This is a genomic window from Streptomyces sp. CG 926 (assembly GCF_003148825.1).
Lineage (GTDB): Bacteria > Actinomycetota > Actinomycetes > Streptomycetales > Streptomycetaceae > Streptomyces.
Map to the genome: position 1 here is coordinate 231,820 of NZ_QGGZ01000002.1, position 22,064 is coordinate 253,883.

Annotated in this window: 23 protein-coding genes; 14 read left to right on the top strand and 9 right to left on the bottom strand. The window is 68.6% G+C overall.

Going from position 1 to position 22,064, the window contains the following annotated elements; all coding sequences use genetic code 11:
* Position 1: 1 nt before the first annotated feature.
* The 7 genes from BCL76_RS06105 to BCL76_RS06135 all read right to left on the bottom strand — a co-directional run bounded on the left by BCL76_RS06105 (position 2) and on the right by BCL76_RS06135 (position 8,853).
* The gene (locus tag BCL76_RS06105) at positions 2 to 955 is read right to left on the bottom strand and encodes a M48 family metalloprotease (protein ID WP_109778516.1); all 954 of its coding nucleotides are present in this window, start codon (positions 953 to 955) and stop codon (positions 2 to 4) included.
* 27 nt (positions 956 to 982) lie between these two features.
* The gene (locus BCL76_RS06110) at positions 983 to 1,477 is read right to left on the bottom strand and encodes a Pycsar system effector family protein (RefSeq protein ID WP_109778517.1); all 495 of its coding nucleotides are present in this window, start codon (positions 1,475 to 1,477) and stop codon (positions 983 to 985) included.
* Positions 1,474 to 2,595: a hypothetical protein gene (locus BCL76_RS06115; RefSeq protein WP_109778518.1), complete on the bottom strand. Its 1,122-nt coding sequence runs from the start codon at positions 2,593 to 2,595 to the stop codon at positions 1,474 to 1,476. The genes BCL76_RS06110 and BCL76_RS06115 overlap by 4 nt, the downstream gene beginning before the upstream one ends.
* Before the next feature lie 11 nt (positions 2,596 to 2,606).
* Positions 2,607 to 4,601: a hypothetical protein gene (locus tag BCL76_RS06120; RefSeq protein ID WP_146228324.1), complete on the bottom strand. Its 1,995-nt coding sequence runs from the start codon at positions 4,599 to 4,601 to the stop codon at positions 2,607 to 2,609.
* 125 nt (positions 4,602 to 4,726) lie between these two features.
* Positions 4,727 to 5,476 carry a hypothetical protein gene (locus tag BCL76_RS06125; protein WP_109778520.1) on the bottom strand — a complete coding sequence of 250 codons (750 nt, stop codon included), beginning with the start codon at positions 5,474 to 5,476 and terminating at the stop codon, positions 4,727 to 4,729.
* Between the two features lie 92 nt (positions 5,477 to 5,568).
* On the bottom strand, positions 5,569 to 6,288 hold the full coding sequence (locus BCL76_RS06130) for a Crp/Fnr family transcriptional regulator (protein ID WP_109778521.1): 720 nt from the start codon (positions 6,286 to 6,288) through the stop codon (positions 5,569 to 5,571).
* 78 nt (positions 6,289 to 6,366) lie between these two features.
* Positions 6,367 to 8,853, bottom strand: a complete 2,487-nt coding sequence (locus BCL76_RS06135) for a YfhO family protein (protein ID WP_309136804.1) — start codon at positions 8,851 to 8,853, stop codon at positions 6,367 to 6,369.
* Between the two features lie 364 nt (positions 8,854 to 9,217).
* On the opposite strand from BCL76_RS06135, the gene rpsL reads away from it, so the two are divergent.
* The 4 genes from rpsL (at position 9,218) to tuf (ending at position 13,575) form a co-directional block, all read left to right on the top strand.
* Positions 9,218 to 9,589 carry a 30S ribosomal protein S12 gene (gene rpsL, locus BCL76_RS06140; RefSeq protein WP_007265893.1) on the top strand — a complete coding sequence of 124 codons (372 nt, stop codon included), beginning with the start codon at positions 9,218 to 9,220 and terminating at the stop codon, positions 9,587 to 9,589.
* 2 nt (positions 9,590 to 9,591) lie between these two features.
* A complete protein-coding gene (rpsG, locus tag BCL76_RS06145) occupies positions 9,592 to 10,062 on the top strand; it encodes a 30S ribosomal protein S7 (protein ID WP_109778523.1) in 471 nt (156 codons plus the stop codon).
* A 39-nt stretch (positions 10,063 to 10,101) separates the two neighbouring features.
* A complete protein-coding gene (fusA, locus tag BCL76_RS06150; protein WP_109778524.1) occupies positions 10,102 to 12,234 on the top strand; it encodes an elongation factor G in 2,133 nt (710 codons plus the stop codon).
* 147 nt (positions 12,235 to 12,381) lie between these two features.
* Positions 12,382 to 13,575: an elongation factor Tu gene (gene tuf / locus BCL76_RS06155; RefSeq protein ID WP_030008455.1), complete on the top strand. Its 1,194-nt coding sequence runs from the start codon at positions 12,382 to 12,384 to the stop codon at positions 13,573 to 13,575.
* A gap of 139 nt (positions 13,576 to 13,714) precedes the next feature.
* On the opposite strand, the gene rfbC is transcribed toward tuf, so the two are convergent.
* The gene (rfbC, locus tag BCL76_RS06160) at positions 13,715 to 14,293 is read right to left on the bottom strand and encodes a dTDP-4-dehydrorhamnose 3,5-epimerase (RefSeq protein ID WP_375137892.1); all 579 of its coding nucleotides are present in this window, start codon (positions 14,291 to 14,293) and stop codon (positions 13,715 to 13,717) included.
* A 17-nt stretch (positions 14,294 to 14,310) separates the two neighbouring features.
* Positions 14,311 to 15,186: a glucose-1-phosphate thymidylyltransferase RfbA gene (gene rfbA, locus BCL76_RS06165; protein WP_109778526.1), complete on the bottom strand. Its 876-nt coding sequence runs from the start codon at positions 15,184 to 15,186 to the stop codon at positions 14,311 to 14,313.
* A gap of 40 nt (positions 15,187 to 15,226) precedes the next feature.
* Here rfbA and rfbB point away from each other — a divergent pair, with 40 nt between their 5' ends.
* The 10 genes from rfbB to rpsC all read left to right on the top strand — a co-directional run bounded on the left by rfbB (position 15,227) and on the right by rpsC (position 22,061).
* Positions 15,227 to 16,204, top strand: a complete 978-nt coding sequence (rfbB, locus tag BCL76_RS06170; RefSeq protein WP_109778527.1) for a dTDP-glucose 4,6-dehydratase — start codon at positions 15,227 to 15,229, stop codon at positions 16,202 to 16,204.
* Positions 16,201 to 17,112, top strand: a complete 912-nt coding sequence (gene rfbD / locus BCL76_RS06175) for a dTDP-4-dehydrorhamnose reductase (RefSeq protein WP_258309363.1) — start codon at positions 16,201 to 16,203, stop codon at positions 17,110 to 17,112. The genes rfbB and rfbD overlap by 4 nt, the downstream gene beginning before the upstream one ends.
* Before the next feature lie 600 nt (positions 17,113 to 17,712).
* Positions 17,713 to 18,021 carry a 30S ribosomal protein S10 gene (gene rpsJ / locus BCL76_RS06180; protein WP_003948644.1) on the top strand — a complete coding sequence of 103 codons (309 nt, stop codon included), beginning with the start codon at positions 17,713 to 17,715 and terminating at the stop codon, positions 18,019 to 18,021.
* Positions 18,022 to 18,035: 14 nt separating this feature from the next.
* Positions 18,036 to 18,680, top strand: coding sequence for a 50S ribosomal protein L3 (rplC, locus tag BCL76_RS06185; protein ID WP_007265899.1), 645 nt, complete (start codon positions 18,036 to 18,038; stop codon positions 18,678 to 18,680).
* Between the two features lie 4 nt (positions 18,681 to 18,684).
* A complete protein-coding gene (rplD, locus tag BCL76_RS06190) occupies positions 18,685 to 19,335 on the top strand; it encodes a 50S ribosomal protein L4 (RefSeq protein WP_030767300.1) in 651 nt (216 codons plus the stop codon).
* Complete coding sequence (rplW, locus tag BCL76_RS06195; RefSeq protein WP_030154694.1) at positions 19,335 to 19,658, top strand: 50S ribosomal protein L23; 324 nt, start codon at positions 19,335 to 19,337, stop codon at positions 19,656 to 19,658. Before rplD ends, rplW begins: the two co-directional genes overlap by 1 nt.
* Positions 19,659 to 19,697: 39 nt before the next feature.
* A complete protein-coding gene (gene rplB / locus BCL76_RS06200) occupies positions 19,698 to 20,534 on the top strand; it encodes a 50S ribosomal protein L2 (protein WP_008739715.1) in 837 nt (278 codons plus the stop codon).
* A 12-nt stretch (positions 20,535 to 20,546) separates the two neighbouring features.
* Positions 20,547 to 20,828 (top strand): 30S ribosomal protein S19, encoded by a 282-nt coding sequence (gene rpsS, locus BCL76_RS06205; protein WP_008739713.1) that lies wholly within the window; start codon positions 20,547 to 20,549, stop codon positions 20,826 to 20,828.
* Between the two features lie 43 nt (positions 20,829 to 20,871).
* On the top strand, positions 20,872 to 21,219 hold the full coding sequence (rplV, locus tag BCL76_RS06210) for a 50S ribosomal protein L22 (RefSeq protein ID WP_007265904.1): 348 nt from the start codon (positions 20,872 to 20,874) through the stop codon (positions 21,217 to 21,219).
* The gene (rpsC, locus tag BCL76_RS06215; RefSeq protein ID WP_008739710.1) at positions 21,219 to 22,061 is read left to right on the top strand and encodes a 30S ribosomal protein S3; all 843 of its coding nucleotides are present in this window, start codon (positions 21,219 to 21,221) and stop codon (positions 22,059 to 22,061) included. Before rplV ends, rpsC begins: the two co-directional genes overlap by 1 nt.
* The last annotated feature ends 3 nt before the right edge of the window (positions 22,062 to 22,064 follow it).

The window sequence follows — 22,064 nt, forward strand, 5'->3', positions numbered from 1 at the left end:
TTCACAGGTAGCGCTGAAGGTGGTGGAGCCGGGTGCGGTGGTCGGGGTGGCAGGAGAGCAGCCGCGCCGCGAGTCCGGTCCGCCGGGTCGAGTCGGCCGCGGCGGACTCCTTTACGAGTAGCTCGTGCAGTGTCAGGGAGAGCGGCTGCCCGAAGCCGAGCCGGGCCGCGTGCGCGTCTGCCCGCAGCTCGGCCCGCCTGCCGACCGCCGCCGTCAGATAGGGCAGGGCCAGCAGCAGAAGGGGAAGGCCGTAGGTCGCCTTCACCGTGATGAGTGTCAGATGGCCGACGAGGACCACGAACAGCGCCCAGGCGGTCATCGACGTCCCGCGCGCCATACGGATCAGCCTGGGCTTCGTACGGACCAGCGTCCGCCATACGAGGCGCCCGGGGACCGTGTACCACCACCCCAGCAGCCCCGACCAGGAGTGTCCGCTCGTGTGGTGTCCCAGCTCGTGGGCGAGTACGGCGGCCAGCTGGGAGGTGGGCAGATCCTGCAGTGCCCGCCTGGTCACAGCGACGATGTGTCCGGCAGCGGCGAGAGCGTTCAGGTCGCCGCTGTCCTCGATCCACAGCTCGTAACGGCTGCCGTCCACTCCGGCCCGGGCTGTGACCTCGCGCCACACGGGGGCCAGCACGCTGAGCTCGGAGGGGAGCGGGCGGTGCAGGCGCAGTACATAGCGGGCCAGCAGTATTTCGGCCGGCCGGTGGAAGGCGAGGCTCCCGGAGGCCGCCCACAGTGTGGTGGGCACCCAGACCGGGACGCCCAGCCAGGCATCGAGTGCCAGGGCAACCGTCACTACCAGCGAGAGGCTGAACAGGAACGCGGGCAGGTGCAGGGCGAGCCCGAGCCACACGGTGTGGTCGGTCCGTCGTTGCCGAGCCCGGTACGTGACCCGGGTTCCAGGGGGGGTGCGGTATTCGAGGTCGTCCGGCGGAGCGGGGGTGTCGGGCATGCGAGTCCTCCACGGGCAGGATGAGGGTCAGCCGAGAAGCAGCGCGGCGGGCAGCAGCAGTGCTCCGGAGCCGTAGGCCAGCAGACCGACCCGGATCCACTGGTGCTTGCGGACCGCGATCCGGCTGTTCGCGGCCAGCGCGGCACGTACCGCGCCGGCCGGGTCATGACCTGTGTCGGCGAGGGCTTCGACGAGTCGGCCCTGCCGGTCGGCGGCACGAATGTCGCCGAAGAAGGCCAGCGGACCGCCCGCACGCCAGTCCGAGCGCAGGGACCGGGGCAGTACCGCGAGCAGCAGGGCCAGCAGGGCCAGCGCGAGGGCAGCCGCTCCCGCCCACCAGAGCGCGGTACCGACGCCCGACAGAGAACCGGGGGACCGGTGTGGACCGGACAGCTGGGCACTGATCACACCGACGGTCATCCCGAGGGCTCCGACGAGCAGGGCCGCCTTGCTGTCCGCTCGGGCGACCTCGACGCGCAGGTCGGCGAGGAGCCGGTCCGCTGCCGCGTCCGCGGGGTTCACCGGGGCTCCTCCGGAGCGGCGTGCGGGTCCGGAGGAGCGACTGGCTGCCAGTCCGAGGCTTCCCCCGCCGCCGGTTGCGGCAGAAGGAACGGGGGATCGGGTTCCGTGGATGATTCGGTGTCTTTGGCCACCGACTTCCTGGGGCCTTGTTCGAGTGGCACGCCTTGGCCGAAGACGGCGCTGAAGGCCTCGATCGCGAGGCGCCGGGGTCCTTCCAGCTCGAAGGGTTCGGTGCCCGCCTTGGTCAGCATTTCCTTGATGAGGACCATCTGCGCCTGCAGACGCTCGTGCTGCTCTTCGCGGAGACTGTTCATGGCCTTCACGGAGTCCTGCGGATGCTGGGTCAGATGCATGGCCCAGGCGTCGATTCCGCCGCGTGTCAGGTACTCGCGGTAGAAGTCGATCCGCTGGGCTTCGTATCCCTGCAGCTCCAGCCGGTGCCGCTGTTGTGCCTGGGCGCGGGTGGCCTTCTCCAGGTCGGCGCGGGCGCCACCCTGCTGGGTCAGTACCTCCTCGGTGCTCGCCTGCTCAATGGCCCGCAGGCGCTGGGCGTGGGCGATGCCCTCCTCATCACGGCGCAGCCGGACGGTCCACAGGGTTCGCAGACCGGCCTCCTCGCCCAGCGGTTTGCCTTCACCTACCACGGCCAGAACCTCTGCTTCGGCGTTCGCACTGTCGGAGATCGGGAAACGGCGGGTGACCGGTCGTGCGGCCTGTTCGAGCTCGCCCAGCAGGAGTCGTGGCACGTCGCGGTGCCCACTGCGCACGAAGCGGGCAGGGTCGGTGACCTGCCAGTCGAGTTCGACACTCACCTCGAATTCGTGGGCGTCGTCGATGCTGGGCAGCTGGACCCGGGTCCGTACGGCGTGGACGCCCATGTCCACCTCGTAGACCGCGGTATAGCGCCGCAGGATGCGGCGGGGTCGGTGCGGCGGTAGGAACACCTCGAAGGATCCTTGCCGTGTTGTGTAGACGAGGGTGTGATCGATACGGGTCGGCGAGGTACCGGGCAGGCCGAGACGGCCCAGCCGGCGCACGGTGACGACCGGATCCTTCAGCCGGGTGTGCCGGTCGGCTCCTTGGTCCCAGTCGTTGGAGCGATGCAGCGGGCTACTCATGTCGTTCCTCCTCAGGCGTGTGCGTGGGGGCGGGCGAGCGCGGTACGCATCCGTTCCGCGACCGCGGGCCGCGGCCGACCGTCCACCCCTTGCACGGTGTCGAGCAGGTGGCTGAGACGGGCCGCGTCGCGGGGGTCGGCGATGGTTGCGGGGAGCAGGGCCGAAAGCGCCCCTTCTGTTGCGGGGTCGGAATCCGCGGCTCGGATCCAGCTCCGCAGTACGTTCTCGGCACGCTCGTTGGCCGTACGGTCGTTGAGCGCGACCCCGAGCAGCCGGGCGATCCGTTCTGCGGCGAGGGGGGAGTGGGCGGCCTGGCAGAGCAACGGTGGGCATGCTGCCGGATCCGGCCGTTCGCAGGCGGTGAGGAACCCGTCCAGGGCGAGCACACGCGAGGAGGGGTGGCCGTCGACGGCCGTCAGCAGGGCGCTCAGGGCAGGATCGGCCGCCGAGGACAGCAGCAGAGCGACGGACTGGGGTAGTTCCGCAGCGACCTGCCGGTCGCCGACCCCTGTGTGGGGCTGCTTGAGCTGTTTGTCGTGCTGGTGCCGGGCTTGGACCAGTAGGGCGGAGAGGGCCTCCGTCGGGCGCTCGGGCCCGATCAGACCCAAGGCACGGACTGCCACCCAGCAACGCTTCGGATCCTGCGTGGCGGTGCTCCACGTGTCGACGATCCGTGGGATGTTCGGGGCGCCGATCCGGTGGGCCAGCGCGAGGGCGCTGACGGCGGTGAGCTGGCGCCGGGATTCCTTCGCTCCCGCCCAACGTTCGACGATGAGCGCCATGGTGGACGGCAGGTCGGTGTAGGCCAGGACTGCGACGGTGGCCGCCGCCCGGGTCCGTACGAAGGGGCGACCGTCCACGGAGAGGCCATCGAGCCATTTGATCAGCGCGGGGCGGGCAGCCGGGTGGCCGGTCCAGACCTCGCGCAGCACGACCGGGGCGACGCGCTCGTCATGGAAGGCGGCCTTGACCTGGGTGACCGGTCCCCATTCGGTCATTTCTCGATCGTCGTAACGCTTTGCCCGTGCGTTCTGCAGCCGTTTGCCGATGTGGGTGCCGAAGACCGGTATCGGTTTCTGGTACTTCTCGTCCCCCGTGCTGCGCAGGGCGGCGTACAGGACATCGCTCAACTCCGCGGTCAGCGCGTACGGGCCCTTGTCGAACGCGGCCAGGGCGATCAGGAAGGCCTTCTCCCGTAACTGCACCGGAGTCTCGGCTTCCTCGAACCACTCCTGGACCTGTTGTTCCAGAGCGACCAGCGAGTACTGCTTGATCCGTGCCTCGTCGGCCTCCGCGAGGACAGCGACGTAGTGCACGACCTCGCGGATCTGCCGTTCGTGCGAGAGGAACTCGGCGACGGCCGGCAGGGCCAGCAGTCTCCGCGCCCTTGCCTCATCCGTCCTCTTGGGTAGCAAGGAGGCGAGGACCGCCGCTGGTTCGGGCGGGAGCCAGGCGGCGAGTTCCACTGTGTCCTCGACATACGGGCTGTGGCCCACGGTGATCACGAGGTATGCCTTCAGCTCCCGCATCCGGTCGCGCAACGCCAGCAGGTGGGCCTCTCGTAGCGGCTGCTCGCGTGAGATGTCCAGATCGCACAGCACATGACCCACGGCTCCGTCACCCGAGGTCAGCCGCTGGCTCAGCTCTCCCGGGGTCACCTCACGGTCAAGGGCGCGGACCGGTGTCGCACCGAGACGGTGCAGCAGCATGAGGGCCGCCGTGCGGCGACCGGTGAAGGGATCACCCGTCAGGACGATCACGCGTTCTTCCCGCAGCCTGTCCAGTAGCTCGGCGAAGGGCGTGCCTTCCTCTACGAAGTCGCCGGCGAGCCGTTCCAGGGCTTGTTCCGGGATTTCACCGGAGACCTGGCCGCCACCGAAGCCGCTGTAGCCGGCGAAGTTGTAGTGGTGCTCGGTTTTGCCGCCCGTGATGATGTCGCCGATGACCTGCTGGGCCGTGACGCCGTGGTTGGTTCCGCGGAAGCGCAGGTCCATCGATTCCGGCACGTGGGCGTCCAGGTCCCGGCGGGCGGCCCAAGGCTCTTGAGCGGGCTGATCGACTTCGGTAGTGCTCTCCTCCGCGGCCCGTGGGTCGGCTTCCGCCTCCGGAGCACTCTGTGGTGCCTGCGCGCTCACGGGCGCTCGCTCCGGTCGCCGAAGGTGATGGCACCCTCGACGCGGTTCGCGACGACACCGTTGTTGGTGCCCCGGAAGTCGAGGCCGGCGGGGGACGGGGGCTCAGGGGTGGCAGGCCGGGGGGCCGACGGCGGGACGGACTCCGGCGACGGGGGCGCGGCTGCGGCTGTCGGAAGAGGGCCGTGGAGCCAGGCGGACAGTGGACCGTTCTTGCTGGGGACGGTGATCCGGTAGAACGCGTCCTTCGGGATGCCGAGGTGACCGTGGGCGACGATGCCGACGTGCACCGACTCCGAGACGCACAGTGCGAAGTCGTCACCGGCCTCGCGCAGCGCAGCGCGCAGCGGGTCGCCGTCCAGGAGACGGCAGGCGTTGTTCAGGTCCGTCCCCACCCAGCCGTCGAACTCGTCGATATGGACGTAGCCGGTGGCCAGGACTGCGCGAAGGCGGAGCTGCGCGGAACCGGCGGCGAGCCGGTTCACGGCACGCAGTTCCGCCGGGGCATCCCGCAGCAGGGCGCGCAGCAGGTCGGTCGGTGGGACGGAGGGGTCGATGAGTTCCATGACCGCATCGCCTCGGTCGGCCCGCCGACGCAGGCTCTGGTCAGCACCAGCCGAGAGCAGGACCCGGTCGACGATGCCGAAGAGCATGCGGCGGAGGTATGCCTGTTGCACGTCGTCGCGGTCGCTGTACCGCTCGGTGTCGATCAGGAGCAGATGGCGGAAGAGGGGCTGCGGCTGTGTCATGCCAGCAGCGTCGGGCAGCCGGCCGTGATGTTGTGAGGCAGGATGACGCACCCCAGTGTGACCGAGTGCACTGAACCCAACAGGGCCCTGCGTCAGGCTGTCGCAGGCCCGCTGCGTGCGATGCGGCGCAGTACGTCCGGACGTACGATCACGACCTTGCGCCGGCCCGTGTTGATGACGCCCCGGTCCCGTAGGGCTTTCAGCTCGCGCTGGACCATCTCACGGGAGGCGCTTACGGCCCCCGCCAGCTCCTGTTTGGTGAGCGGGACCGCGACCTCCACCCCTTCCTCCGTGCGCCGGCCGTGGATGTGTGCCAGGTCCAGGAGGAGCACCGCGAGCCGCTCGCGTACCGGTACCGAGGCGAACTGGAGATTGCGCCGGTCCGCAGCACGTATGCGGTCCGAGGCGAGGGCGAGCAGTTGGAGGGAGACCTCGGGCGAGCTGCCGAGGAAGACGCGGAAGCGCTCCTGCTCGATGACGACCGCGCGGACGTCTTCGAGGGCTGTCACGGTCGCGGAGCGGGGGTGGCAGGTGAGGGCCGCGGACTCGCCGATGATGTCGCCCGGCCCGCGCAGCGCGAGCAGGGCCTGGTAGCCGTTGGGGTGGGCCACGGTGACCTTGGTCCAGCCCTGGAGCACGAGCAGGACGTGGGCGGTTGGTTCGTCCTGGTGGAGCAGGGTGCGGCGGGGTGGGTAGAGCACCTCACGACCGAGCGCCCGTATCGCCGCGCCGTCGGCGTCTTCGAGCCGGGCCAGGAACGGGACCCGGTCGTCGAGCCCGCCCCCGCCCGGCAGGTCCGCATCCTTGGTCATCTGCCGTCGCCCCCGCCCCGGTGATCAAGGCGATCAATGTACTGAACAACGGCTTACGGGCGCTCCGGAACGCAGGGATTACTCCTCGTGCAGCCGCAGGCGCCGGCGGCGGAGGGTGGTGACCTGGACCGCGGCGAGGGCCATCAGGGCCAGGGCGGCGCCGGCGAGGCCCGGGGCGAGGCCCTTCGGGGTGAAGGTGCAGGAGAACGAGGTGGTGCCGCGCGGGAGGTCCACGGCCAGCAGGCCGTGGAAGGGCTTCAGGGGGGCCGAGCACTGCCAGCCGGGGACGGCGGTCGTGGCGATCACGGCCGTGCCGCCGGCGGGCGTGGGCAGGGTGGCGCGGATGGTGTGGCCGCCCGGGCGGACCGTGGTGGCGCCGGTGGTGGTGAGGTGCCGGACGGCCCCGTCGAGCGCCGCGCGGTCCAGGCAGCCGAGCGGGTACGCGCCCGCGTCCGCGTCCTTCGTACGGGTCTCCACGGTGACGTCGACCCGCCCCGAGGCGGGGACGGTGCCCAGCTCGGTCACGCCGGTCATCCGGTCCTCCAGGAGCCGCCGGGGGCCGTCGCCGGCGCGGACGGTGCCGTAGAGGGCGGGGGAGTACCAGTAGGCCTGCGAGCCGGGGGTGCAGCGGGCGGTGTACGTCCGCTCGGTGGCGGTGCCGCCGCGGGTGACGGGCGGGACCTGGTGGACGGTGGCGCCCAGGACGTTCTCCTGGCGGGCGTAGACGCTGTCCGCCGGGTTGGGGGAGGTGTACGGCGCGGTGCGGACGGTGACCAGCGGGGGCGCGGGGAACTCCGAGCCCGTCCAGGTGCCCGGGGCGCTCCCCGGGCGGACCCGCGCGCCGATCGAGAAGATCGCGTCGAGTACCGGGTCGTCGGCGCCGAAGAAGGTCCGGCCGTCGTTCTTGAAGCCGTAGCCCAAGGGCTCCAGGGCCTGGTACGTGGCCTCCGGGAGGTAGCTGCTGTAGTACTGCGGCCCCTCCGCCCGCAGCGCCAGGGCGTCGTTGTAGGCACTCTGCGGGGCGCCCGAGTCGGTGCGGTGGGCGGGCCAGTCGGACACGTCCTGTACGGCCGCGAAGTGGTTGCCGATCGACCGGCTCGACGTGGTGACGGGCTTGGCCCAGCGCTCGCGGGACCGGCGGGCGTCCGCGCTCGCCGCGGCCACCGTGGACTCGGCGAACACGACGCCGATCATCAGGGCGGCGGCCACCGGGATCAGGAACCGGCGCTTCTCGCCGAGTCGGAGCAGGACCAGGGCCAGCAGGGAGACCGCGCCGCCGCCGAGCACGGCCGGCCAGGTCCAGCCGCCGAAGTCGTCGGCGCGCCGCAGGACGTAGGTGGCCGCCACCAGGAGGGCGGCGACCAGGGCCAGGTGCAGCGGGCGCGGCCGGTTGGCCAGCGCCAGCCAGGCCACGACCACGACCATCCCGCTGAAGACGAAGGCCTCCCGGTACGGGTTGCCGTTCGGCACCGCCAGCCCGTGCCACAGGAACTGCGTGGGCGGGAACTGGAAGGAGGCGAGCACGAGCAGGGTCGCGGCCGCCCACACCAGCCGGGTCCGCTTCGCGACGGCGGTGTTCAGGACGAACGAGCCGGCCAGGATCAGCCCGAGCGAGGCGACGTAGAGCCGGGGGCGGCCGCCCCACAGGTGCGTGGCCGGGAGCATGCCGGCGAGGAAGAGCTCGATCCGTACGGGGTCGAAGGCGGCGGCCCGGGTGGGCTGCGCGGCCCCGCTGGCCAGGAACGACGGCAGGAGCAGCGGCAGGGTCAGCAGGATCCCGGTGCCGGTGGCAGTCGCGGCCCGCCACAGCGCGCGCAGCCGCTGCCGGCCGGTCATGTCACGGGTGAGCATGCGGACGGCCAGCAGGACGCAGGCGGCCATCGTGGCCATCATCGCGGTATAGAAGTTGCCGAACCAGGCGAGCGCGACCAGCAGGGCCACGCCCGGCCAGCGGCGCTCCTCCAGGCACCACTCGACGGCGATGCCGAGCATCGGGAACGCGACCAGGCCCCAGAGCCACATGGGGATGTACGAGGCGTCGCTGAGCGCCCAGCCGCACAGGCCGTACGTCGCTCCGAGCACGCCCCGCTGCCACCACGGGCCGGGGTGCAGCTTGCCGAGGTACACCGTCATCACGGCTGCGGCGGCGCCCAGCGTGAGGGGGGTGATCGCGAAGACGGCGAGGTCGACGTGGGCGCGGGGGACCAGGACGGCCAGCCACGAGAAGGGGTTGCCGAGGTAGGTGTGGTAGTCGGCGAGGAACTGTTGTCCGAAGCCGCCGCGCCAGGTGAAGAGCAGGTCGCCGGCCGCCTGCCCGTGGACGAGGTCCCACAGCGCCCGGTGGAAGGGCACGTACTGGTTGGCCTGGTCGTTCAGGGCCCGGCCGGTGTTCCCGAAGGGGAAGGTGCCGCGGGCCACCCAGGCCACGCAGAAGGCGCCCGAGGCGATCAGGAAGGCCAGCAGGGGGCCGCGGGAACGGGAGATCCGGCGGATGGCCGTTCTGTGCGGGGCGGGTCTGCGGGGAGCGGGGAGGCGAGCGTCGACTGTGGTCGGCTCGGGTGCCACGGTCCCCAATGTGCTGCTCCCTACTGATCGACTCCGGCGCCCGGAGCCCGGTCAAGCTGTCAGTTTAGGGCGCGGGGGCGGGCGCGGGGCCGATCGGACCGCTCCCCACTTGCGCGCGGCGGGTTTTCGTGCTGGGCATTTGTTTTGACCTACCTCTGTGAGGTAGGTACGCTCTGACCTTGTGCCTGGGGTGTGCCCTGGGCTCCCGCGTGTGCTCAAGACCCCGCGGAGAGCCGAGAAGACCACACCGCAATCTGCGCCTGCCTTACCTCGGTGAGAGCGTGCAGTGTTCGACACACCCGACCGCGTGGGTCGGGGGAGTTCCAGGTTAGTTTCACTACGGCACACAGAAACCGGAGAAGTAGTGCCTACGATCCAGCAGCTGGTCCGGAAGGGCCGGCAGGACAAGGTCGAGAAGACAAAGACCCCCGCGCTTGAGGCTTCGCCCCAGCGTCGTGGCGTCTGCACGCGTGTGTTCACGACCACCCCGAAGAAGCCGAACTCGGCGCTGCGTAAGGTCGCGCGTGTGCGTCTGACCTCTGGCATCGAGGTCACCGCTTACATTCCGGGTGAGGGACACAACCTGCAGGAGCACTCGATCGTGCTCGTGCGTGGTGGCCGTGTGAAGGACCTGCCGGGTGTTCGTTACAAGATCATCCGCGGTGCGCTTGACACCCAGGCTGTCAAGAACCGCAAGCAGGCCCGCAGCCGCTACGGCGCCAAGAAGGAGAAGTAAGAATGCCTCGTAAGGGCCCCGCCCCGAAGCGCCCGGTCATCATCGACCCGGTCTACGCATCTCCTCTGGTGACGTCGCTCATCAACAAGATCCTCCTGGACGGCAAGCGCTCCACCGCCGAGCGCATCGTCTACGGCGCCATGGAAGGCCTCCGCGAGAAGACCGGCAACGACCCGGTCATCACGCTGAAGCGCGCGCTGGAGAACGTCAAGCCGTCCCTCGAGGTCAAGTCCCGCCGTGTCGGTGGCGCGACCTACCAGGTCCCCGTCGAGGTCAAGCCGGGTCGCCAGTCGACCCTGGCGCTGCGCTGGCTCGTGGGTTACTCCCGCGCCCGTCGTGAGAAGACCATGACCGAGCGCCTCATGAACGAGCTGCTCGACGCCTCCAACGGTCTTGGCGCTGCCGTCAAGAAGCGCGAGGACACGCACAAGATGGCCGAGTCCAACAAGGCCTTCGCGCACTACCGCTGGTAGTCCCACCCCACATCGAGACCGAGAGAAGACCGAAGCCTTATGGCTACCACTTCGCTTGACCTGGCCAAGGTCCGCAACATCGGGATCATGGCCCACATCGACGCGGGCAAGACGACCACCACCGAGCGCATCCTGTTCTACACCGGTGTGTCGTACAAGATCGGTGAGGTCCACGACGGCGCCGCCACGATGGACTGGATGGAGCAGGAGCAGGAGCGTGGTATCACCATCACGTCTGCCGCGACGACCTGCCACTGGCCCCTCGAAGACGTTGACCACACCATCAACATCATCGACACCCCGGGCCACGTCGACTTCACCGTCGAGGTGGAGCGTTCGCTCCGCGTCCTCGACGGCGCCGTCACCGTCTTCGACGGTGTGGCCGGCGTCGAGCCGCAGTCCGAGACCGTTTGGCGTCAGGCGGACCGCTACGGCGTGCCGCGTATCTGCTTCGTCAACAAGCTCGACCGCACCGGCGCCGAGTTCCACCGCTGTGTCGACATGATCAAGGACCGCCTCGGCGCGATCCCGATCGTCATGCAGCTCCCCATCGGCGCCGAGATGGACTTCCAGGGCGTTGTCGACCTGGTCACCATGAAGGCGTTCGTCTGGTCCGCCGAGGCGACCAAGGGCGAGATGTACGACATCGTCGACATCCCGGCCACGCACACCGAGGCTGCTGAAGAGTGGCGCGGCAAGCTGGTCGAGACCGTCGCCGAGAACGACGACGAGATCATGGAGCTGTTCCTCGAGGGCAACGAGCCCTCCGTCGAGCAGCTGCACGCCGCCGTCCGTCGGATCATCCTGAACTCCGGCAAGGGCAAGGGCGAGCCCACGATCACCGCGGTGTTCTGTGGCACGGCGTTCAAGAACAAGGGCGTTCAGCCCCTGCTCGACGCCGTCGTCCGCTACCTGCCGTCGCCGCTGGACATCGAGGCCATCGAGGGCCACGACGTCCGCGACGCCGAGGTGGTCGTGAAGCGCAAGCCGTCCGACGAGGAGCCCCTCGCCGCGCTCGCGTTCAAGATCATGAGCGACCCGCACCTCGGTAAGCTCACCTTCGTCCGGGTTTACTCGGGCCGCCTGGAGGCCGGCACTGCGGTGCTGAACTCCGTCAAGGGCAAGAAGGAGCGCATCGGCAAGATCTACCGCATGCACGCCAACAAGCGTGAAGAGATCGCCGCGGTGGGCGCCGGTGACATCGTCGCCGTCATGGGCCTGAAGCAGACCACCACCGGTGAGACGCTGTGTGACGACAAGGCACCCGTGATCCTGGAGTCCATGGACTTCCCGGCTCCGGTCATCCAGGTCGCCATCGAGCCCAAGTCCAAGGGTGACCAGGAGAAGCTGGGTGTCGCCATCCAGCGTCTCGCGGAGGAGGACCCCTCCTTCCACGTTCACTCGGACGAGGAGACGGGCCAGACCATCCTCGGCGGTATGGGCGAGCTGCACCTCGAGGTGCTGGTCGACCGTATGAAGCGCGAGTTCAAGGTCGAGGCCAACGTCGGCAAGCCGCAGGTCGCGTACCGCGAGACGATCCGCAAGGCCGTCGAGCGTCACGACTACACGCACAAGAAGCAGACCGGTGGTACCGGTCAGTTCGCCAAGGTGCAGATCGCGATCGAGCCCATCACCGAGACCGACGGTCCGGCGTACGAGTTCGTGAACAAGGTCACCGGTGGACGCGTCCCGAAGGAGTACATCCCTTCGGTCGACGCCGGTGCGCAGGAAGCCATGCAGTTCGGCATCCTGGCCGGCTACGAGATGACGGGCGTTCGCGTCACGCTTCTCGACGGTGGCTACCACGAGGTCGACTCCTCGGAGCTCGCCTTCAAGATCGCCGGTTCGCAGGCCTTCAAGGAGGCCGCGCGCAAGGCTTCTCCCGTGCTCCTCGAGCCGATGATGGCCGTAGAGGTCACCACGCCCGAGGACTACATGGGTGACGTCATCGGTGACATCAACTCCCGCCGTGGCCAGATCCAGGCCATGGAGGAGCGTCACGGTGCTCGCGTCGTGAAGGGCCTCGTGCCCCTTTCGGAGATGTTCGGCTACGTCGGAGACCTCCGCAGCAAGACCTCGGGTCGCGCCAGCTACTCGATGCAGTTCGACTCCTACGCCGAGGTTCCCCGGAACGTCGCCGAGGAGATCATCGCGAAGGCCAAGGGCGAGTAACTCTTCCGAGTACACGCTTTAGGCTTGTCACCGGAGCCTCTGGGGCAACAGGAGTAACTTCCGTTGCCCCGGAGGGACCGGCTTTCCAGCAAAGATCACCTGGCGCCGATCTGTAAGGCGTACAGAACCACTCTCCAGGAGGACCCCGTGGCGAAGGCGAAGTTCGAGCGGACTAAGCCGCACGTCAACATCGGCACCATCGGTCACATTGACCACGGTAAGACGACCCTCACGGCCGCCATTACCAAGGTGCTGCACGACGCGTACCCGGACCTGAACGAGGCCTCGGCCTTCGACCAGATCGACAAGGCTCCTGAGGAGCGCCAGCGCGGTATCACCATCTCGATCGCGCACGTCGAGTACCAGACCGAGGCGCGTCACTACGCCCACGTCGACTGCCCGGGTCACGCCGACTACATCAAGAACATGATCACCGGTGCCGCGCAGATGGACGGCGCGATCCTCGTGGTCGCCGCCACCGACGGCCCGATGCCGCAGACCAAGGAGCACGTGCTCCTGGCCCGCCAGGTCGGCGTCCCCTACATCGTCGTCGCCCTGAACAAGGCCGACATGGTGGACGACGAGGAGATCCTGGAGCTCGTCGAGCTCGAGGTCCGTGAGCTCCTCTCCGAGTACGAGTTCCCGGGCGACGACCTGCCGGTCGTCCGCGTCTCCGCGCTGAAGGCGCTCGAGGGCGACAAGGAGTGGGGCGAGAAGCTCCTCGGCCTCATGTCCGCCGTCGACGAGGCCATCCCGACCCCGCCGCGTGACACCGAGAAGCCGTTCCTCATGCCCGTCGAGGACGTCTTCACGATCACCGGTCGCGGTACCGTCGTCACCGGCCGTATCGAGCGTGGTGTCCTGAAGGTCAACGAGACCGTCGACATCATCGGTATCAAGGAGACCAAGACCACCACCACGGTCACCGGTATCGAGATGTTCCGCAAGCTCCTCGACGAGGGCCAGGCGGGCGAGAACGTCGGTCTGCTCCTCCGTGGCATCAAGCGCGAGGACGTCGAGCGCGGCCAGGTCATCATCAAGCCCGGTTCGGTCACCCCGCACACCGAGTTCGAGGCCCAGGCCTACATCCTGTCGAAGGACGAGGGTGGCCGTCACACCCCGTTCTTCAACAACTACCGCCCGCAGTTCTACTTCCGTACCACGGACGTCACGGGTGTCGTCACCCTGCCGGCCGGCACGGAGATGGTCATGCCGGGCGACAACACCGAGATGACGGTCGCGCTGATCCAGCCGGTCGCCATGGAGGAGGGCCTGAAGTTCGCCATCCGTGAGGGTGGTCGTACCGTGGGCGCCGGCCAGGTCACCAAGATCACGAAGTAATTTCGTGCTCTGACCTGGTAGCCCGTTCGCCGGGCACCAAGTTGCACTGAAGGGCCCCGGCCCACCGCTTCGGCGGTGGGGCGGGGCCCTTCGGCATGTCCGGTCGCGCCGCTCCTACGCGTACGGCGGTGTGGGTGGGTCAGTTCACGCGCAGCGACTCGGTGAACTCGACGCAGGCGGCGTGGTCGGGCAGCAGACCGCTCGCGAGGGCCTCGGCCAGCGAGGGCGCGGCCTCGTCGCGGGCCGACAGCAGCGGGACGTCGGCCGGCCACTCGATGCCCAGGTCGGGGTCGAGCGGGTGCACCGAGTGTTCGCCGGTCGGGTTGTACGTCTCCGAGCAGAGGTACGACAGCGTCGCCTCGTCGCTCAGCGCGCAGAAGCCGTGGCCGAGACCCTCGGGGATGTAGACCGCGCGGCGGTCCACGTCGTCGAGGCGGACACCCTCCCACCGACCGAAGGTGGGGGAGTCGACCCGCAGGTCGACGATGACGTCGAGCACGGCGCCGCGCACGCAGGTCACGTACTTGGCCTGGCCGCGCGGTACGTGGGCGAAGTGGATGCCGCGGACCACGCCCGCGGAGGAGACCGAGAGGTTGGCCTGCGCCAGGTTCAGCGGGTGGCCGACGACCTCGGCGAGCCGGTCGAAGCGGTACCACTCGGTGAACAGGCCGCGCGGGTCGCCGTGCAGCTGCGGGGTGACCTCGAAGGCGCCGGCCATGGAGAGTTCGCGGAACTTCACCGGGCGTCCTCCTCGGCGAGCAGCATCAGCAGGTAGTCGCCGTAGCCGCTCTTGGCCAGCGGCTCGGCGAGCGTGCGCAGCTGCGCGGAGTCGATCAGGCCGGCCCGCCAGGCCGCCTCCTCGACGCAACCTATCTTGAAGCCCTGGCGCTCCTCGATCACGCGGACGAACTCCGAGGCCTGCACCATCGAGACGAAGGTGCCGGTGTCCAGCCATGCGGTACCGCGGTCGAGGATGGTGACGTTGAGCTCGCCGGCCTGGAGGTACGCGTCGTTGACGGCGGTGATCTCCAGCTCGCCGCGGTCGCTGGGCTTCAGGCCCTTGGCGATCTCGACGACCTGGTTGTCGTAGAAGTACAGACCCGGCACCGCGTAGCGGGACTTGGGCTTCTCCGGCTTCTCCTCGATGGAGATGGCCTGGCCGTGCTCGTCGAACTCGACCACGCCGTAGGTGGTGGGGTCCGCCACCGGGTACGCGAACACCCGGCCGCCCTTGGCGTCCTTGTGCTGGGCGAGGCGGGTGCCGAGGCCACTGCCGTGGAAGATGTTGTCGCCGAGGATCAGGGCGACGGACTCGTCACCGATGAAGTCGGCGCCGAGGACGAACGCCTGGGCGATGCCCTCCGGGCGTTCCTGGACGGCGTATTCCAGCCGCAGGCCGAACTGCGAACCGTCGCCGAGCAGTCGCTCGAACTGTTCACGGTCACCCGGGGTGGTGATGATCAGGATTTCACTGATCCCCGCCATCACCAGGGTGGAGAGGGGGTAATAGATCATCGGCTTGTCGAAGACGGGCAGCAGCTGCTTCGAGACCGCCCGGGTCAGCGGCCAGAGTCGCGATCCGGTGCCACCGGCTAAGAGGATTCCACGCATGAGGTGAACCCTATGCGCGGACCGCTAGGCTCTTCGTATTATGCGAATTCTTGTGACCGGCGGCGCCGGCTTCATCGGTTCAGAATTAGTCCGCCAGCAGCTCGCTGCAGATCCCACGGCGCAGATCACTGTTTTCGACAAGCTGACGTACTCGGGCGTCGAGGCCAACCTCGCCCCGGTCGCCGACCACCCCGGATACACCTTCGTCAAGGGCGACATCTGCGACGCGGACGCCGTCGACCAGGTCATGCCCGGTCACGACGTCGTCGTGCACTTCGCGGCCGAGTCGCACGTGGACCGCTCGATCGCCGGCGCGGGCCCGTTCGTGATGACCAACGTGGTCGGCACCCAGGTGCTGCTCGACTCCGCCCGCAAGCACGGTGTCGGCCGCTTCGTCCACATCTCCACCGACGAGGTCTACGGCTCGATCACCGAGGGCTCCTGGACGGAGGAGTGGCCGCTGGTGCCGAACTCCCCTTACTCCGCCTCGAAGGCGTCGTCCGACCTGCTGGCGCTGGCCTACGCGCGCACCCACGGCATGGACGTGGTGGTCACCCGCTGCTCCAACAACTACGGGCACTACCAGTTCCCCGAGAAGGTCATCCCGCTGTTCGTCTCGAACCTGATGGACGGCAAGAAGGTCCCGCTCTACGGCGACGGCGGCAACGTCCGCGACTGGCTGCACGTCTCCGACCACTGCCGCGGCATCGACCTGGCCATGCGGAGGGGCCGGGCCGGCGAGGTCTACAACATCGGCGGCGGCACCGAGCTCACCAACAAGGAGCTCACCGGTGTCCTGCTGGAGGCCGCGGGCCTCGGCTGGGACATGGTCGAGCACGTCGAGGACCGCAAGGGCCACGACCTGCGCTACTCCATCGACATCAGCAAGATCGGCGCCGAACTGGGCTACGCCCCGCAGGTCACCTTCGAGGACGGCATCAAGGCCACCATCGACTGGTACCGCGAGAACCGCGCCTGGTGGGAGCCGCTCAAGGTGAAGGCGGCCCTGCAGAAGTGAGCACCGACTCGTGGGCCGGACGGTGGCTCGTCACCGGCGCCGGCGGGATGCTCGGCCAGGACGTCCTGACCGTCCTCGAGCGCGCCAGGATCGAGGCCGTGGGCCTGCGCCGCGCCGACCTCGACATCACCGACCCGGCAGCCGTCCGGGCCGCGGTCGAGGGCGTCACCGTGGTCGTGAACTGCGCCGCCTGGACGGACGTGGACGGCGCCGAGACCGCCGAGGAGGCCGCGACCGCCGTCAACGGCGCCGCCGTGCGCGTCCTCGCCGAGGCCTGTGCCGCCGCCCACGTGCGCCTGATCCACGTCTCCACCGACTACGTGCTCCCGGGCGACGCCACGGAGCCGTACCGCGAGGACGCCGAGACCGGCCCGGTCAACGCCTACGGGCGTTCCAAGCTGGTCGGCGAGCAGGCCGTCACCGAGCTGCTGCCGCAGGACGGTTACGTCGTACGGACCGCCTGGCTGTACGGCGAGCACGGGCCGAACTTCGTCGCCACCATGCTGAAGCTGGCCGCGCAGCGCGACACCCTCGACGTGGTCGACGACCAGCACGGCCAGCCCACGTGGTCCTACGCGCTCGCCCGCCACCTGGTCGAGCTCGGTCGGGCCGCCCTCAAGGGCTGGGCCATGGGCGGGATCTACCACGGCACCGCGAGCGGCCGAACCACCTGGATGGGACTGGCGCGCGAGGCCTACCGGCTGAGCGGGCTCGACCCCGAGCGGATCCGGCCGACCGGCTCCGACGCGTTCGTACGCCCCGCCGTGCGCCCGGCCTTCAGCGTCCTCGCTCACGACAACTGGGAAGCCGCGGGGCTCGAACCACTGGCCGACTGGCGGGCGCAGCTCGCCGAGGCGATCACTCGCCCCGCCTTCGCCGATCTGCTGAGACCGTCCGCCACGAGGTGAGCGCGGTCGGTTCGACAGCCAACGCCGCCGCGATGCCGCTGACCCTGCGCGGCGCCGTTCCGCGCCGTACGGCCACCCCGGCGCCCGACGGGCGGCTCACCGAGGTCCGACCCCGTGACCTCATGGTCACTTCGCGGTGGAGGCCTTGCCGCGCCTGCGCGTGGTGCGGTTTGACCACTCAGCGTGGCGGGGTATTCTCTTCGGCCCGATTGGCCAGGTACGTGCCTCGTATGGCAGACTACTCAAGTTGCTCGGCTGAGTGCCGATGCTGCGCGCCTCCCGCCGGGAGGACCGGAAGCGAGTCCCACAGTACTCGTCGTCCTTAATCTGCCTCTCGGGGCAGCAATGGGGACGGACGTACGGGAATCTTCTGGGAAGTGTCAGCACGGTGCCCACCAGGCACTCGGTGGGTGTTTCTCCCCCGAATCGCGGTCACAGGGACCGTACCCCCTTGGACGAGGGAATTTCCGTATGGGAATTTTCTGTAGAGGGAGTGCGACACGCCCGACCGCGTGGGTCGGAGGAGAGGCCGCGGGATCCGTCCCGCAGCCGACCGGGAGCCAGAGCGTTTCCACATACAGACAGGACTACGGAGTAGCCATGGCGGGACAGAAGATCCGCATCCGGCTCAAGGCCTACGACCACGAGGTCATCGATTCCTCGGCGAAGAAGATCGTCGAGACGGTGACGCGCACTGGTGCGTCGGTCGCGGGCCCGGTGCCGCTGCCCACTGAGAAGAACGTGTACTGCGTCATCAAGTCGCCGCACAAGTACAAGGACTCGCGCGAGCACTTCGAGATGCGCACGCACAAGCGCCTGATCGACATCCTCGACCCGACCCCCAAGACCGTTGACTCGCTGATGCGCCTGGACCTTCCGGCCGGCGTTGACATCGAGATCAAGCTCTGAGAGGCGTCGAGAAGATGGCAAAGCAGATCAAGGGCGTCCTGGGCGAGAAGCTCGGCATGACCCAGGTCTGGGACGAGAACAACCGTGTCGTCCCGGTGACCGTGGTCAAGGCCGGACCCTGCGTCGTTACCCAGGTCCGTACGAACGACATCGACGGCTACGAGTCGGTCCAGATCGCCTTCGGCGAGATCGACCCGCGCAAGGTGAACAAGCCCCTCAAGGGCCACTTCGCCAAGGCCGACGTGACCCCCCGCCGCCACCTGGTGGAGCTCCGCACCTCCGACGCCAGCGAGTACACGCTCGGCCAGGAGATCACTGCTGAGGTGTTCGAGTCCGGCGTCAAGGTTGACGTCACGGGCAACAGCAAGGGCAAGGGCTTCGCCGGTGTCATGAAGCGGCACAACTTCCGGGGCCTCGGCGCCGGTCACGGTGTGCAGCGCAAGCACCGCTCCCCCGGTTCGATCGGTGGCTGCGCCACCCCTGGGCGTGTCTTCAAGGGCATGCGCATGGCCGGTCGTATGGGTAACGAGCGCGTCACCACCCAGAACCTGACCATCCACGCGGTTGACGCGGAGAAGGGTCTGCTCCTCATCAAGGGTGCGGTCCCCGGTCCGAACGGCGGCCTCGTCCTGGTCCGTACCGCGGCCAAGGGGGCTTGAGGTAATGAGCACCATTGACATCCTTTCGCCGGCAGGCGACAAGGCCGGTACCGTCGAGCTCCCCTCGGAGATCTTCGACGCGAAGACCAGCGTTCCGCTGATCCACCAGGTCGTTGTCGCTCAGCTGGCTGCTGCCCGTCAGGGCACGCACAAGACCAAGCGTCGCGGCGAAGTCCGTGGTGGTGGCCGCAAGCCGTACCGCCAGAAGGGCACCGGCCGTGCGCGCCAGGGTTCGACCCGTGCGCCGCAGTTCGTCGGCGGTGGCGTCGTCCACGGCCCGCAGCCGCGTGACTACTCCCAGCGGACCCCGAAGAAGATGAAGGCCGCCGCTCTCCGCGGTGCCCTCTCGGACCGTGCGCGTCACTCCCGCATCCACGTCGTCACCGGCGTGGTCGAGGGTGCCGCCTCCACGAAGGCCGCCAAGACGCTGTTCGGCAAGATCTCGGAGCGCAAGAACCTGCTCCTGGTCGTCGAGCGCGCCGACGAGGCCGCGTGGCTGTCCGCCCGCAACCTGCCCCAGGTTCACATCCTGGAGCCGGGCCAGCTGAACACGTACGACGTGATCGTCTCTGACGACGTGGTCTTCACCCAGGCCGCTTTCGAGTCCTTCGTGTCTGGCCCCAAGGCCGATGAGACCGAAGGGAGCGACGCCTGATGTCTGAGGCGACCGTTACCAGCAAGACCTTCACCGACCCGCGCGACCTGCTGATCAAGCCGGTTGTCTCGGAGAAGAGCTACGCGCTGCTGGACGAGAACAAGTACACGTTCATCGTCGCGCCCGGCTCCAACAAGACCCAGATCAAGCAGGCCGTGGAAGCGGTCTTCGGGGTCAAGGTCACCGGGGTCAACACGATCAACCGTCAGGGTAAGCGCAAGCGCACCAAGACCGGTTTCGGCAAGCGCGCTGACACCAAGCGCGCCATCGTGACCCTCGCTGAGGGCGACCGAATCGACATCTTCGGCGGCCAGGCCTCCTAACGGAGGTCTAGTCGTCCGGAATCGGACGAGGACTGAGAAATGGGTATCCGCAAGTACAAGCCGACGACCCCGGGCCGTCGTGGCTCCAGCGTCGCCGACTTTGTCGAGATCACGCGGTCCACGCCGGAGAAGTCGCTGGTTCGCCCCCTGCACAGCAAGGGCGGCCGTAACAACACCGGTCGGATCACCGTTCGCCACCAGGGTGGTGGACACAAGCGCGCCTACCGCGTGATCGACTTCCGTCGTCACGACAAGGACGGCGTGCCGGCCAAGGTCGCGCACATCGAGTACGACCCCAACCGCACCGCGCGCATCGCGCTCCTGCACTACGCGGACGGCGAGAAGCGCTACATCATCGCGCCGAAGGCTCTGAAGCAGGGCGACCGGATTGAGAACGGCCCCACGGCCGACATCAAGCCCGGTAACAACCTCGCGCTCCGTAACATCCCGGTCGGTACCACGATCCACGCGATCGAGCTCCGTCCCGGTGGCGGCGCCAAGTTCGCGCGTTCGGCCGGTGCCTCCGTGCAGCTGCTGGCGAAGGAGGGCACGATGGCCCACCTTCGTATGCCGTCGGGCGAGATCCGTCTCGTCGACGCCCGCTGCCGCGCCACGGTCGGCGAGGTCGGCAACGCCGAGCAGTCGAACATCAACTGGGGCAAGGCCGGCCGTATGCGCTGGAAGGGCGTTCGCCCGTCCGTCCGCGGTGTCGCGATGAACCCGGTTGACCACCCGCACGGTGGTGGTGAGGGCAAGACCAGTGGTGGTCGCCACCCGGTCTCCCCGTGGGGTCAGAAGGAGGGTCGTACTCGCTCGCCGAAGAAGGCTTCGAGCAAGTACATCGTCCGCCGCCGCAAGACGAACAAGAAGCGCTAGGAGCGGGTTTAGATGCCGCGCAGTCTCAAGAAGGGGCCCTTCGTCGACGACCACCTCGTAAAGAAGGTGGACGTCCAGAACGAAGCCGGCACCAAGAACGTCATCAAGACCTGGTCCCGTCGCTCGATGATCATCCCCAGCATGCTGGGTCACACCATCGCGGTGCACAACGGCAAGACCCACGTCCCGGTGTTCGTCACCGAGTCGATGGTCGGCCACAAGCTCGGCGAGTTCTCGCCGACTCGCACCTTCCGCGGCCACGTCAAGGACGACCGGAAGTCGAAGCGCCGCTAAAGGCGGGGTGGTTACGACTATGACTTACACCGAAGGGACAACCATGGAAGCCAGGGCCCAGGCGCGGTACATCCGCGTCACGCCCATGAAGGCCCGCCGAGTGGTGGACCTTATCCGTGGCATGGATGCCACGGAGGCTCAGGCGGTCCTGCGTTTCGCCCCGCAGGCCGCGAGCGTGCCGGTTGGCAAGGTGCTGGACAGCGCCATTGCCAACGCCGCACACAACTACAACCACCCGGACGCCTCCACGCTGGTCATCAGCGAGGCGTACGTGGACGAGGGCCCGACCCTGAAGCGGTTCCGTCCGCGTGCCCAGGGCCGTGCCTACCGGATCCGCAAGCGGACCAGCCACATCACCGTGGTCGTCAGCAGCAAGGAAGGTTCCCGGTAATGGGCCAGAAGGTAAACCCGCACGGGTTCCGGCTCGGCATCACCACCGACTTCAAGTCGCGTTGGTACGCCGACAAGCTGTACAAGGACTACGTCAAGGAAGACGTCGCCATCCGCAGGATGATGACGTCCGGCATGGAGCGCGCCGGCATCTCGAAGGTTGAGATCGAGCGCACCCGTGACCGCGTGCGTGTGGACATCCACACCGCACGTCCCGGCATCGTCATCGGCCGCCGTGGCGCCGAGGCCGACCGCATCCGCGGTGACCTCGAGAAGCTCACGGGCAAGCAGGTCCAGCTGAACATCCTCGAGGTCAAGAACCCCGAGCTCGATGCCCAGCTGGTCGCCCAGGCCGTTGCCGAGCAGCTCTCCTCCCGCGTCTCCTTCCGTCGCGCCATGCGTAAGAGCATGCAGGGCACGATGAAGGCCGGCGCCAAGGGCATCAAGATCCAGTGTGGCGGTCGTCTCGGCGGCGCCGAGATGTCCCGCTCCGAGTTCTACCGCGAGGGTCGTGTGCCGCTGCACACGCTGCGCGCGAACGTGGACTACGGCTTCTTCGAGGCCAAGACCACCTTCGGCCGTATCGGTGTGAAGGTCTGGATCTACAAGGGCGACGTCAAGAACATCGCCGAGGTTCGCGCCGAGAACGCTGCGGCCCGTGCGGGTAACCGCCCGGCCCGTGGCGCGCAGGGCGCTGGCGACCGTCCCGCCGGCCGTGGTGGCCGTGGTGGCGAGCGCGGCGGCCGTGGTGGCCGCAAGCCGCAGCAGGCTGCTGGTGCCGAGGCCCCCAAGGCCGACGCTCCCGCCGCCGCTCCGGCCGAGAGCACCGGAACGGAGGCCTGACCG

Excerpts from the sequence above, each read along its gene's own strand:
- BCL76_RS06105 (WP_109778516.1), bottom strand. The coding sequence starts at position 955 with ATGCCCGACACCCCCGCTCCGCCGGACGACCTCGAATACCGCACCCCC.
- BCL76_RS06115 (WP_109778518.1), bottom strand. The coding sequence starts at position 2,595 with ATGAGTAGCCCGCTGCATCGCTCCAACGACTGGGACCAAGGAGCCGAC.
- BCL76_RS06125 (WP_109778520.1), bottom strand. The coding sequence starts at position 5,476 with ATGACACAGCCGCAGCCCCTCTTCCGCCATCTGCTCCTGATCGACACC.
- BCL76_RS06130 (WP_109778521.1), bottom strand. The coding sequence starts at position 6,288 with ATGACCAAGGATGCGGACCTGCCGGGCGGGGGCGGGCTCGACGACCGG.
- rpsG (WP_109778523.1), top strand. The coding sequence starts at position 9,592 with ATGCCTCGTAAGGGCCCCGCCCCGAAGCGCCCGGTCATCATCGACCCG.
- fusA (WP_109778524.1), top strand. The coding sequence starts at position 10,102 with ATGGCTACCACTTCGCTTGACCTGGCCAAGGTCCGCAACATCGGGATC.
- rfbC (WP_375137892.1), bottom strand. The coding sequence starts at position 14,293 with ATGGCCGGCGCCTTCGAGGTCACCCCGCAGCTGCACGGCGACCCGCGC.
- rfbA (WP_109778526.1), bottom strand. The coding sequence starts at position 15,186 with ATGCGTGGAATCCTCTTAGCCGGTGGCACCGGATCGCGACTCTGGCCG.
- rfbB (WP_109778527.1), top strand. The coding sequence starts at position 15,227 with ATGCGAATTCTTGTGACCGGCGGCGCCGGCTTCATCGGTTCAGAATTA.
- rpsJ (WP_003948644.1), top strand. The coding sequence starts at position 17,713 with ATGGCGGGACAGAAGATCCGCATCCGGCTCAAGGCCTACGACCACGAG.
- rplC (WP_007265899.1), top strand. The coding sequence starts at position 18,036 with ATGGCAAAGCAGATCAAGGGCGTCCTGGGCGAGAAGCTCGGCATGACC.
- rplD (WP_030767300.1), top strand. The coding sequence starts at position 18,685 with ATGAGCACCATTGACATCCTTTCGCCGGCAGGCGACAAGGCCGGTACC.
- rplW (WP_030154694.1), top strand. The coding sequence starts at position 19,335 with ATGTCTGAGGCGACCGTTACCAGCAAGACCTTCACCGACCCGCGCGAC.
- rplB (WP_008739715.1), top strand. The coding sequence starts at position 19,698 with ATGGGTATCCGCAAGTACAAGCCGACGACCCCGGGCCGTCGTGGCTCC.
- rpsS (WP_008739713.1), top strand. The coding sequence starts at position 20,547 with ATGCCGCGCAGTCTCAAGAAGGGGCCCTTCGTCGACGACCACCTCGTA.
- rplV (WP_007265904.1), top strand. The coding sequence starts at position 20,872 with ATGGAAGCCAGGGCCCAGGCGCGGTACATCCGCGTCACGCCCATGAAG.
- rpsC (WP_008739710.1), top strand. The coding sequence starts at position 21,219 with ATGGGCCAGAAGGTAAACCCGCACGGGTTCCGGCTCGGCATCACCACC.